This is a genomic window from Enterobacter sp. fkY84-1, from assembly GCF_052974705.1.
In genome coordinates, this window is record NZ_CP169393.1 from 2,492,507 (window position 1) to 2,504,407 (window position 11,901).

Annotated in this window: 11 protein-coding genes; 7 read left to right on the forward strand and 4 right to left on the reverse strand. The window is 55.2% G+C overall.

The genetic code is table 11. The features are described 5' to 3' along the window. Positions 1 to 12: 12 nt before the first annotated feature. The 3 genes from ydcS to ymcF form a co-directional block, all read right to left on the reverse strand. Positions 13 to 1,158 carry a putative ABC transporter substrate-binding protein YdcS gene (ydcS, locus tag ACEPLT_RS11855; protein ID WP_047748831.1) on the reverse strand — a complete coding sequence of 382 codons (1,146 nt, stop codon included), beginning with the start codon at positions 1,156 to 1,158 and terminating at the stop codon, positions 13 to 15. 271 nt (positions 1,159 to 1,429) lie between these two features. Next, complete coding sequence (locus ACEPLT_RS11860; protein ID WP_021240253.1) at positions 1,430 to 2,839, reverse strand: aminotransferase-like domain-containing protein; 1,410 nt, start codon at positions 2,837 to 2,839, stop codon at positions 1,430 to 1,432. Between the two features lie 82 nt (positions 2,840 to 2,921). Continuing rightward, on the reverse strand, positions 2,922 to 3,110 hold the full coding sequence (gene ymcF / locus ACEPLT_RS11865) for a cold shock small protein YmcF (RefSeq protein WP_032645155.1): 189 nt from the start codon (positions 3,108 to 3,110) through the stop codon (positions 2,922 to 2,924). A 459-nt stretch (positions 3,111 to 3,569) separates the two neighbouring features. On the opposite strand from ymcF, the gene ACEPLT_RS11870 reads away from it, so the two are divergent. The 6 genes from ACEPLT_RS11870 to hslJ all read left to right on the forward strand — a co-directional run bounded on the left by ACEPLT_RS11870 (position 3,570) and on the right by hslJ (position 7,656). After that, entirely contained in the window at positions 3,570 to 3,941 is a 372-nt protein-coding gene (locus ACEPLT_RS11870; protein ID WP_023292286.1) for a hypothetical protein, read from the forward strand. After that, positions 3,938 to 4,432: a DUF3828 domain-containing protein gene (locus tag ACEPLT_RS11875; protein WP_232927699.1), complete on the forward strand. Its 495-nt coding sequence runs from the start codon at positions 3,938 to 3,940 to the stop codon at positions 4,430 to 4,432. Before ACEPLT_RS11870 ends, ACEPLT_RS11875 begins: the two co-directional genes overlap by 4 nt. Positions 4,433 to 4,553: 121 nt before the next feature. Further along, a complete protein-coding gene (locus ACEPLT_RS11880; protein WP_021240254.1) occupies positions 4,554 to 5,954 on the forward strand; it encodes a cytochrome ubiquinol oxidase subunit I in 1,401 nt (466 codons plus the stop codon). Continuing rightward, entirely contained in the window at positions 5,954 to 6,964 is a 1,011-nt protein-coding gene (cydB, locus tag ACEPLT_RS11885) for a cytochrome d ubiquinol oxidase subunit II (protein ID WP_232927696.1), read from the forward strand. Before ACEPLT_RS11880 ends, cydB begins: the two co-directional genes overlap by 1 nt. Further along, positions 6,964 to 7,092: a DUF2474 domain-containing protein gene (locus tag ACEPLT_RS11890; protein WP_008501283.1), complete on the forward strand. Its 129-nt coding sequence runs from the start codon at positions 6,964 to 6,966 to the stop codon at positions 7,090 to 7,092. Before cydB ends, ACEPLT_RS11890 begins: the two co-directional genes overlap by 1 nt. A gap of 126 nt (positions 7,093 to 7,218) precedes the next feature. Continuing rightward, positions 7,219 to 7,656: a heat shock protein HslJ gene (gene hslJ, locus ACEPLT_RS11895; RefSeq protein WP_055321427.1), complete on the forward strand. Its 438-nt coding sequence runs from the start codon at positions 7,219 to 7,221 to the stop codon at positions 7,654 to 7,656. Here hslJ and ACEPLT_RS11900 read toward each other — a convergent pair whose 3' ends face one another. Then, a complete protein-coding gene (locus tag ACEPLT_RS11900) occupies positions 7,657 to 7,923 on the reverse strand; it encodes a putative hemolysin (RefSeq protein WP_447088250.1) in 267 nt (88 codons plus the stop codon). Between the two features lie 272 nt (positions 7,924 to 8,195). Here ACEPLT_RS11900 and nifJ point away from each other — a divergent pair, with 272 nt between their 5' ends. Then, the gene (nifJ, locus tag ACEPLT_RS11905) at positions 8,196 to 11,720 is read left to right on the forward strand and encodes a pyruvate:ferredoxin (flavodoxin) oxidoreductase (RefSeq protein WP_232927694.1); all 3,525 of its coding nucleotides are present in this window, start codon (positions 8,196 to 8,198) and stop codon (positions 11,718 to 11,720) included. Positions 11,721 to 11,901 lie beyond the last annotated feature (181 nt).

Here is an 11,901-nt window from a genome sequence, read left to right on the forward strand (position 1 = left end):
GCTCCCGGGCAATTAACGACCGCCCATGATGGCGATGTAATCCTGCGTCCAGCGGCTGTAAGGGACAAATTTGCCGCCTTCTGCGATGGGGGTTTTCCAGAACATGATTTTGTCGAACTCATTATAACCGTTTGTTTCGCAGCCTTTATCGCCCAGCAGCGTGCTGGCTTTACACCCTTCCGGCACCACGGGCAGGGAGCCAAACCATGCGGCCAGATCGCCCTGCACTTTCGGCGTCAGCGACCAGTTCATCCATTTGTAGGCGCACATCGGGTGTTTAGCCTGCGCGTGCAGCATGGTGGTGTCCGCCCAGCCTGTCACCCCCTCTTTCGGGAAGACGGTGGCAATGGGCTGGTTCTCGGCCTTCAGGGCATTCGCCTGATACGGCCAGGCGCTGGAGGCCACCACGCCCTCGTTTTTGAAATCGCTCATCTGGACGGTGGTGTCATGCCAGTAGCGGTGGATCAGCGCATGCTGGTCGCGCAGCACTTTCAGCACGGCGGCATACTGTGCTTCGGTGAGCTGGTAAGGGTCTTTGATACCCAACTGCGGCTGGGTCGCTTTGACGAACAGCGCCGCATCGGCGATGTAAATCGGGCCGTCATAGGCCTGCACGCGTCCCTGATTGGTTTTACCGTCCGGCAGATCCTGTTTGGTAAAGACGACGCTCCAGCTGTCCGGCGGCGTCGGGAAGGTTTTGGTGTTGTACATCAGCAGGTTTGGCCCCCACTGGTACGGCGTGCCGTAGACTTTACCGCCGACGTTAAACCATTCCCCTTTCACAATCCGCTCGTCGAGGGTTTTCCAGTTGGGGATAAGATCGGGGTTAATCGGCTGGACGCGTTTGCCCATGATCAGCCGCAGGGAGGCATCACCTGAGGCGGTCACCAGGTCATATCCCCCTTTCGCCATCAGGCTGACCATTTCATCCGACGTGGCTGCCGTTTTGACGTTGACCGCACACCCGGTCTCTTTTTCAAACTGGGTGACCCAGTCGTAGTTTTTATCCGTCTGCCCCCGCTCGATGTATCCCGGCCAGGCGATAATATCCAGTCGGCCTTCCCCGTCGCCAATGGACTTGGGGGGTTCTGCGGCTTGCGCTGTCATGATGGTCATGCCGAGCGCACACAGGCTGCTGCGGGCAAATTTTTTGCTCATAAGAGTTACTCCTGTCGCAATGAAATTTAGCGGCAGCCGTGCCGTAAAAATATCTCCCTTATTAAACGTAGACCGCGCAAATGCGCCGCACCGTTCGGCTTCAGGAAATTTCATCAAGGTGTGACCGAGGGCGCATTCCCCGTTAACTGGATTATAGACAAGGGGTTAGGCGCGAGAGACGGTATGCAGATTTCCTATGACGGGTCACCGCGAAATAGTCGCAGTGCCGTCATCAGGATAAGAATTGATTATTTAAATAACGGAGAAAGGATTATTCCAGCATCGTGCTAATTAATTTTCCTAACTGAATGACCGCCTGCTCTTCCCGCTCTCCCCAGGCCCAGGAGGTATTAAAACGAAAGAACGGCGTCCACGCGTCAGAGGTGGAAAACATTTTTCCGGGAGCAATGCTGATGTGGTGCGTTAAGGCCTTTTCGCTCAGCAGCCCCGCGTCCAGCTGTGCCGGCAGTTCCAGCCATAAAAAGTAGCCGCTGTCGTTATGGTGAATTTTAACGCCCGCAGGCATATGGCGAAGAAGTGACTGCCAGGCCTGCTGCTTTCGCTCGGCCAGCGTACGCCGCAGGCGGCGCAGGTGGGCGTCGTAGCGTTTGGTCGCCAGGTAATCCACCAGCGCCAGCTGCATGGGAGAACTGGTTGAAAGCGTGCTCATCAGCTGCAGCTGCTGAATGCGTCGCGCGTGTTTTCCTGCCGCCACCCAGCCGATGCGAAAACCGGCCACCAGACATTTTGAAAAGGACGAGCAGTGTAGCGTCATGTCCTGACGATCCCACGCTTTCGCCGGGAGCGGCTTTTCACGTCCAAAATAGAGCTCGCTGTAGACGTCATCTTCAATCAGCGGGACGTTGTGCTGGGTTAACAGGGCGACAAGCTGGGCTTTTTTCTCCGCGCTCAGCGTGAAGCCGAGCGGGTTTTGGCTGTTAGTCATGATCCAGCAGGCTTTAACCGGGTATTCATTCAGCGCCTGCTCTAAGGCATTGAGATCGATCCCCTCGCGAACGTCCGTCGCAATCGACAACGCTTTGAGCTTCAGGCGTTCCAGCGCCTGCAGCGCACCGTAAAAACAGGGGTTTTCGACAATCACCCAGTCACCCGGCTCGGTTACCGCCTGAAGGCTAAGATTCAGCGCTTCGAGCGCGCCTGCGGTGATCACGATCTCTTCCGGGGAGATGTTCATCCCCTGCTGCGCGTAGCGGCGGGCAATGGCGTGGCGGAGATCGACGTTTCCCGGCGGCAGGTTCTCAATCACGCTCATCGCCGTCGCGGTTTTGCTGACGTTTGCCAGCGAACGGTTGAGCTGCTGAAGCGGGAAAAGTCTGGGGTCGGGAAACGCGGAAGCAAAGGGAACAACGGAGGGGTCGCGGCTGGCCTGTAAGACGTCGAAGATGTAGGTATTGATATCCACCGCTTCGTCACGCATCACCTGAGCGGGTGGCGCAGGCTGTTGTGCGGTCGGGCGCGAGGCAACGTAATAGCCCGACTGCGGTCTGGCGACAATGCGCCCCTGACTTTCCAGCATCTGATACGCGTGGCCAACGGTCATAAAACTCATGCCGCTGCTTGCCACCTGCTCTCGCAGGGAAGGCAGCTTATCGCCCGGCAGCCATACGCCAAGCTCAATCTGCGAGATAATTTGTTGCGCCAGACGCTGGTATTTTTTCATCAGATTCTCCTTACGACCGACAGTGTATATCAGCAGGAGAAAAAGAGAAGATTTAGCGAACTGTTATAGTCTGGAAGATGAATTACTTACGGTATTCGGTCACGTGGCTCTGAGCGGAATGCGCGGCAGCCAGGTGGTCGAGCGTGATCATCGGCGATTTGCAAAAAATGCATTTCGCGCCAAACGGGTTTTTCTCAGACACGTCAAAGGCTGAGGTACGGTACTGCGAACCATGGCAGCATGGGCAGCGAAAATGGATATAAGAAGTCATAGGATTCTCCTGAAACGTTAAAACGTAAATTACTAATGGGCCGATTGGGCATAATGGTTTTAAACAAAACGAATCGGAATGTAGATAAAGACCCAAGAGAGGCTGCGGAGAGGCACAACGTGATGAGAACTGCTTTATAAAACTACGTCAGATATTTATTTGGACTCAAAACCAGAAGGCCATTAACGCACGACGCTGACGACAAAGCAAGCGGTTTAATGCGAAAAAATCATAAAAAGAATGTTTTTATTCCCTGATACTCGTCCATGTTATTAAATATTGATGTTTACAGTCCCCGGCCATACATACATAACCACATGAAATATAAATATAATATATAACATTTTTTGCCTACTCATATCATCAACCACAGAGTATTAACAACAGGCTAATGAACACTCTGCTACTTGTCTTGCTCAAGCAGGAATTTCGCTCTTACCTTACAGAAAGGAACTATCAATGAGTTGGAATAAAGACGCGGCTGTTTCTTACCTCCGCTCGCATGCGCTTGGACACTCTCATAACGAATGCGCGAAGTTTACACGTCGTGCCATAATCGCTGGCGGCATTACGCTTGAACGTACACATGATGCAAAGGATTATGGACCAAAACTTTTGCGTGCAGGATTTAAAGAGGTTCCTCCTGGTTCAACGTTGCTTAGCGGAGATGTGGCTGTAATTCAGCCCTATCCCGGGGGAAACTCAAGCGGCCATATGACAATGTTCGACGGCACTCGGTGGATCTCAGATTTTACCCAGCTCAGTATGTACCCCGGGCCGGGTTACCGCCGCGCACAACCAACCTATAAGATTTACAGGATGAGTCGATGATGAAGGGGATTATAATTACTCTGGCGTTATTATTATCAGCTTGTACGTGCGTACCTCAGCAGAGTGCTGCCGAACGGGCGGAAGAATTTTACTCCAACTATCTGACATTTTTTGCGGAAAGCGATGGGGAATACCCTCAGCTTAGAGAGTACGTTGCGGCAGATACGCTATCCCGACTTAACGAGATAGAGTCTATTCCTGAACAGGAAATCCTGGGGTCAGATTATTTCGCTTATGTTCAGGATTATGATCCCTCTTGGGTGAAGCGGCTCGAGATTGGTGCGCCGCATCAATTCATCAATGGCGAAGTTCTTCCTGTCCGGATTGGTATTGAGAACGGCGGGTTTCTTAATCTTGAAGTCTATATGCGTCGTGAAGACGGAAAGTGGAAAATTTACCGCGTGAGTGACGTAACCGATCGCTACGAGCACCGCATATTTAATGCCGGAGCAATTACTCGGGCAAAGTCATTAGCGAAAAGCGGACTTTAAGCACATCTATAAATAATACACTGGGCAAACTGTTATAGGTAAATATGCCGGGTCTGTTTCTGCAACCCAGAGCTGGCGCGGCTTAGAATGGCATCGACATAATTACATCGCGGAGTTTTGCATGTTTGGTTTGGATGCTTTTCACCTTGCGCGGATACAGTTTGCCTTTACCGTATCCTTCCACATTATTTTCCCGGCCATCACCATTGGTCTCGCAAGCTACCTTGCCGTACTCGAAGGGCTGTGGCTGAAAACAAAAAATCCGGTCTGGCGCTCGCTATACCATTTCTGGTCGAAGATTTTTGCCGTCAACTTTGGCATGGGCGTGGTCTCCGGGCTGGTGATGGCGTACCAGTTTGGCACCAACTGGAGCGGCTTTTCGCAGTTTGCGGGCAGTATTACCGGCCCGCTTCTGACCTATGAAGTGCTTACCGCCTTCTTCCTCGAAGCTGGGTTCCTCGGCGTGATGCTGTTCGGCTGGAATAAAGTCGGGCCGAGGCTGCACTTCTTTTCCACCTGCATGGTGGCACTGGGGACCATTATCTCCACCTTCTGGATCCTCTCCTCCAACAGCTGGATGCAAACCCCGCAGGGCTATGAGATCGTCAACGGTCAGGTGGTGCCGGTAGACTGGTTCGCGGTGGTGTTTAACCCCTCCTTCCCTTACCGCCTGCTGCACATGTCGATAGCCGCGTTCCTGAGCAGCGCCCTGTTTGTTGGCGCATCCGCGGCATGGCATCTGCTGCGCGGGAATAATACCCCCGCCATCCGGGCAATGTTTTCAATGGCGCTGTGGATGACGCTGATTGTCGCGCCCCTCCAGGCCATGGTGGGCGATATGCACGGGCTGAACACCTTAAAGCACCAGCCCGCGAAAATTGCCGCCATTGAAGGTCACTGGGAAAATCCACCGGGCGAGCCTACCCCGCTACTGCTGTTTGGCTGGCCGGATATGGAACAGGAGCGCACCCGCTTTGGGCTGGAGATCCCGGCGCTGGGAAGCCTTATTCTGACGCACAGTCTGGATAAACAGGTACCGGCGCTCAAAGAGTTTCCAAAGGAAGACCGCCCGAATTCCACCATCGTCTTCTGGTCGTTCCGCATTATGGCGGGCCTGGGCATGCTGATGCTGCTGCTTGGGGTAACGGCACTCTGGCTGCGCTATAAAAAGCGCGTTTATTCATCGCGCCCTTTCCTGTGGTTTGCGCTGCTGATGGGGCCATCCGGGCTGATTGCCATTCTGGCCGGGTGGATCACCACCGAAGTGGGCCGCCAGCCGTGGGTGGTCTATGGGCTCCAGCGCACGAAGGATGCGGTTTCTGCCCATGGCGATTTGCATATGAGCGTGAGCCTGCTGGCCTTCTTCGTCGTTTACACCTCGGTATTTGGCGTGGGTTACAGCTATATGGTGCGCCTCATCCGAAAAGGCCCGCAGCCGCATGAATCTTTCGCCACCGAGTCCGACGGACGTCCGGCGCGCCCGCTTTCTGCCGTCACAACTGAACATAAGGAGCAGCCATAATGGGTATCGATCTTTCCATTATCTGGTTTGTGATCATCGTCTTTGCCACGCTGATGTATATCGTGATGGACGGTTTTGATCTGGGGATTGGCATTCTGTTCCCGGCCACGCAGAACGCCGACGATCGCGATGTGATGGTTAACAGCGTCGCGCCGGTCTGGGACGGGAATGAAACCTGGCTGGTGCTTGGCGGGGCCGCCCTGTTCGGCGCCTTTCCGCTGGCCTACGCCGTGATTATCGATGCCCTCACCATTCCGCTCACATTAATGCTGATCGGTCTTATTTTTCGTGGCGTAGCGTTTGAGTTTCGCTTTAAAGCCACGCCAGCACACCGTCCTTTCTGGGATAAGGCGTTTATAGGCGGTTCCATTCTGGCGACGTTTACCCAGGGCGTGACGGTGGGCGCCGTCATTAACGGCTTTGCCGTCACCGGCCGGGCCTATACCGGCGGCCCCTTTGACTGGTTTACCGCGTTTAATCTGTTTTGCGGCGCGGGCCTGGTGGTGGCCTACGCGCTGTTAGGCTCGACCTGGCTGGTAATGAAAAGCGAAAATGCATTGCAACAGCGGATGCGTCAGGTATCGAAAACCCTGTTACTCGTGCTGCTGGCGTTTATTGCGGCGATCAGCCTCTGGACACCGCTGGCGCAGCCGGCCATCGCGGCGCGCTGGTTTACGCTGCCGAACCTGTTCTATCTGCTGCCCGTCCCGGCCCTGGTGGTGATTTTTAGTTTGTATCAGTGGCGCTGCCTGAATAATCCCGACAGCCATAGCCGACCGTTTATCCTGACGCTGGGGCTGATCTTCCTCGGCTTTAGCGGGCTTGGGATCAGCATCTGGCCGCACATCATTCCACCCTCAATCACCCTGTGGCAGGCCGCCGCACCGACGCAAAGCCAGGGCTTTATGCTGGTCGGCGCGCTGTTGATCATTCCCGTTATTCTGGTCTACACCTTCTGGAGTTACTACGTTTTTCGCGGCAAAGTTCAGCATGGGGAGAGTTATCACTGATGCAACAACCGGTCTGGAAAAGATTGCTTTGGCTGGCCATTATCTGGGGCGGCAGCGTACTGGCGCTGGCTGCGGTCAGTATGCTCTTCCGTATGCTGATGACGGCGGCAGGGTTTAAATCACATTAACGTCATCCCGGGCAACCGCTGCGTTGCCCGGCTCCTCCCCGCACTTTCAGATAAACCCCATTAACGCATGGCAGAGTATCGTTACACTGGAAAAAGATTCACAGTGTTTATAGTTTGAGAAGAAAAATGAAAAAGCTCATTGCGTTAAGTGTTATCAGTCTTGTCCTTACCGGCTGCGTTAATCCGGGTAAAGCCTCCGTTCAGCCGGAGCAACTTAAGAACCACCGCTTTGTGCTGGAAAGTGTGGACGGTAAGGCCGTGAAGACCGCGACAACGCAACCTGAGATCGGTTTTAGCGCGTTGCCAGATATCAGCCTGGTGAATAACATCAGCGTTTCTGGCCAGATGTGTAACCGCTTCAACGGACAGGGGAAATTGTCCGAAGGCGAGCTGAAGGTGAAAACGCTGGCCATGACGCGCAAGCTCTGTAATGAGCCGCAGCTTAACGAGCTGGATCAGGCCATCGGCGACATGCTGCGCAAAGGCGCGCAGGTCGACCTGACTGAAGACCAGTTAACGCTGGCGACAGCCGATAAAACGCTGATGTTTAAGCGTGCAGAATAATCAGTAGTTACCGCAGGTTCCAACGGCAAGCGACTGTTCACTGCAGCGTTTGCCGTTTGGCAAGGCGCACATCCCAATAGCTGAACCATCAAGCTGGCGAGCTACCGACAGCGAACCGCCAATCATCCCGCAGTTGGCCTGACCGGAGCTGGACATCGCGGCTTTCATACCCGGCACCACGTGCGCGGCAGTTGCCTGCTGGACAGGTTCACTGCTGCATGCCGACAACAATAATGCGGCACACCCTACCAAAAATGCTGAGCGCATGCTCTCTCCCCCATGAATAATGCGAAACCTATGCATAATAGGCATCCCATCCCGTGTCGTCGAGAGCGGAAGTGCGTATTTATGCGCTCCTGAAACAATTTCTCGCAATTTTTCTGCCAAAAGTTTGATCTACTCATTGATGGCAGGAATAACGAGGACACAAAAGCGAAAATCGAAAAATCCCCCGTTTGCTAGAATACACAGATAATATTCAGGGTTTGTTGCCGTAATACAGACCCCTATTTTTTTGCGCAATGTAAGGGTGTTGTCCTATGCAAACTATTGACGGTAATGGTGCAGTTGCCTCAGTCGCGTTTCGCACCAGTGAAGTTATCGCCATCTACCCGATTACGCCAAGTTCTACCATGGCTGAGCAGGCGGACGCCTGGGCGGGTAACGGGTTAAAAAACGTCTGGGGCGATGTCCCGCGAGTGGTTGAGATGCAGTCTGAAGCCGGTGCAATTGCCACGGTCCACGGCGCACTTCAGACCGGCGCGCTTTCCACGTCGTTTACCTCTTCCCAGGGATTGTTATTAATGATCCCGACGCTGTACAAACTTGCCGGACAACTGACTCCCTTCGTTCTGCACGTCGCTGCGCGTACCGTTGCCACCCACGCGCTCTCTATCTTTGGCGATCATTCTGACGTGATGGCCGTTCGCCAGACCGGCTGCGCGATGCTGTGCGCCAGTAGCGTTCAGGAAGCCCAGGACTTTGCCCTGATTTCGCATATCGCCACGCTCAAAAGCCGGGTGCCGTTTATTCATTTCTTTGATGGTTTCCGTACGTCCCACGAAATTAACAAAATCGTCCCGCTGGCTGACGAGACAATTCTGAATCTGCTTCCGCAGGCGGACATCGACGCGCATCGCGCCCGCGCCCTGAATCCGGAGCACCCGGTGATTCGCGGCACGTCGGCGAACCCGGATACCTATTTCCAGTCACGCGAGGCCACCAACCCGTGGTACAACGCGGTTTACGACCATGTTGAACAGGCGATGAATGACTTTGCTGCCGCAACGGGTCGGGAATACAAACCCTTTGAGTATTACGGCCATCCGCAGGCGGAACGGGTCATTGTGCTGATGGGATCGGCCATTGGCACCTGCGAGGAAGTTGTTGATGAGCTGCTGACGCGCGGCGAAAAAGTTGGCGTGCTGAAAGTGCGTCTTTATCGGCCGTTCTCGGCGAAACATCTCCTCTCTGCGCTGCCGGAAAGCGCGCGTACCGTTGCGGTGCTCGATCGCACCAAAGAGCCGGGCGCGCAGGCGGAACCGCTGTATCTGGATGTGATGACCGCCCTGGCCGAGGCCTTTAATCATGGCGAACGTGAAACGCTGCCGCGCGCGATCGGGGGGCGTTACGGTTTGTCCTCCAAAGAGTTCGGACCGGACTGCGTGCTGGCGGTCTTCAACGAGCTCAGCGAAGCGAAGCCCAAGCCGCGCTTTACCGTCGGCATTTATGATGATGTGACGAATCTGTCCCTGACGTTGCCGGAAAACACCCTGCCCTCGACCGCCAAACTCGAGGCGCTGTTCTATGGTCTGGGCAGTGACGGCAGCGTCTCCGCGACCAAAAACAACATCAAAATCATCGGGAACTCCACGCCGTGGTACGCCCAGGGGTACTTCGTCTATGACTCCAAGAAAGCCGGCGGCCTGACCGTTTCCCACCTGCGGGTGAGCGAACAGCCCATCCGCTCTGCGTATCTAATTTCTCAGGCTGATTTTGTTGGCTGTCACCAGCTGCAGTTCATTGATAAGTACCAGATGGCCGAGCGCCTGAAGCCTGGCGGTATTTTCCTCCTGAATACGCCATACAGCGCGGATGAAGTCTGGTCTCGCCTGCCGCAGGAAGTGCAGGCGGTGCTGAACCAGAAAAAAGCCCGTTTCTATGTGGTTAACGCGGCGAAAATTGCCCGCGAATGTGGCCTTGCCGCGCGTATCAATACCGTTATGCAGATGGCCTTCTTCCATCTGACGAATATCCTGCCAGGCGACAGCGCGCTGGCGGAACTGCAGGGCGCGATTGCCAAAAGCTACAGCAGCAAGGGCCAGGAGCTGGTCGAGCGTAACTGGCAAGCGCTGGCCCTGGCGCGCGAGTCGCTGTTTGAGGTCCCGCTGCAGCCGGTCAACGCCGCAAGCCCGAACCGCCCTCCGGTGGTGTCTGATGCGGCACCTGATTTCGTGAAGACCGTGACGGCGGCGATGCTGGCCGGGCTGGGTGATGCCCTGCCCGTCTCTGCCCTACCGCCGGATGGCACCTGGCCGATGGGCACCACCCGCTGGGAAAAACGCAACATCGCCGAAGCGATCCCCATCTGGAAAGAAGATCTGTGTACTCAGTGCAACCACTGCGTGGCGGCCTGCCCGCACTCTGCCATTCGTGCCAAAGTGGTGTCGTCGGAAGAGATGGAGGCCGCCCCGGCCAGCCTGCATTCCCTGGATGTAAAATCCCGCGATATGCGCGGACAGAAATACGTTCTGCAGGTCGCGCCGGAAGACTGCACCGGCTGTAACCTGTGCGTCGAGGTTTGCCCGGCGAAAGACAGGCAGAACCCGGAGATTAAAGCCATCAATATGATGTCGCGTCTGGAGCACGTCGAAGAAGAGAAAGTGAATTATGACTTCTTCCTGAATCTGCCCGAAATCGATCGCAGCAAACTGGAACGCATTGATATTCGCACTTCGCAGCTGATCACGCCGCTGTTTGAATACTCCGGCGCCTGCTCGGGCTGCGGTGAAACACCGTATATCAAGCTGCTTACCCAGCTGTACGGTGACAGGATGCTGATTGCCAACGCCACCGGCTGTTCGTCTATCTATGGCGGCAACCTGCCCTCCACGCCGTATACCACTGACACCAACGGTCGCGGTCCCGCGTGGGCCAACTCGCTGTTCGAGGATAACGCCGAATTTGGTCTGGGCTTCCGCCTGACCGTTGACCAGCACCGCGCGCGCGTGATGCGCCTGCTGGAGCAGTTTGCCGGGCAGATCCCCGCCGGGCTCAATGACGCGCTTCACGCCGACGCGACGCCAGAGGTACGTCGTGAGCAGGTTGCAGAGCTGCGTCAGGCGCTTCAGGGCGTGGCGGGCGCTGAACAGCTGCTGACCGACGCGGACGCCCTGGTCGAAAAATCGATCTGGCTGATTGGCGGCGACGGCTGGGCTTATGACATCGGCTTTGGCGGACTGGACCACGTGCTAAGCCTGACGGAAAACGTCAATATCCTGGTGCTGGATACGCAGTGTTATTCCAACACCGGTGGTCAGGCGTCGAAAGCCACGCCGCTGGGTGCCGTCACGAAATTCGGTGAGCACGGGAAACGCAAGGCACGCAAAGATCTCGGGGTGAGCATGATGATGTACGGTCACGTTTACGTCGCGCAAATCTCGCTGGGGGCACAGCTTAACCAGACGGTGAAGGCGATCCAGGAGGCGGAAGCGTATCCCGGCCCGTCGCTGATCATTGCCTACAGCCCGTGTGAAGAGCATGGCTACGACCTGGCACTCAGCCACGATCAGATGCGACAGCTAACCGCGACCGGCTTCTGGCCGCTGTACCGATTCGATCCGCGCCGTGCGGACGAGGGTAAATTACCGCTGGCGCTGGATTCGCGTACGCCGTCAGATGCTCTGGCCGAGACGTTAATGCAGGAACAGCGCTTCCGTCGCCTTAACGCGCAGCAGCCGGAAGTGGCCGAACAGCTATGGAAAGACGCTGCGGCGGATCTGCAAAAACGGTATGACTTCCTGGCGCAGCTGGCGGGTAAAGCCGAAAAATCGACCAGCGACTAGTCTCTCTGCCCGGCGCGTCCGGGCATTTTTTTGCCATAAAAAAACCCGGTGTATTCACACCGGGCGAATCCAGATAATCATTAAATATCTATTTAGTTCCCTAAATATTATTCATGCGAATTATGGATAAATAATCTTAAAGGCATATAACGCCATCAAGAATAGCTTAACTCACACCTGA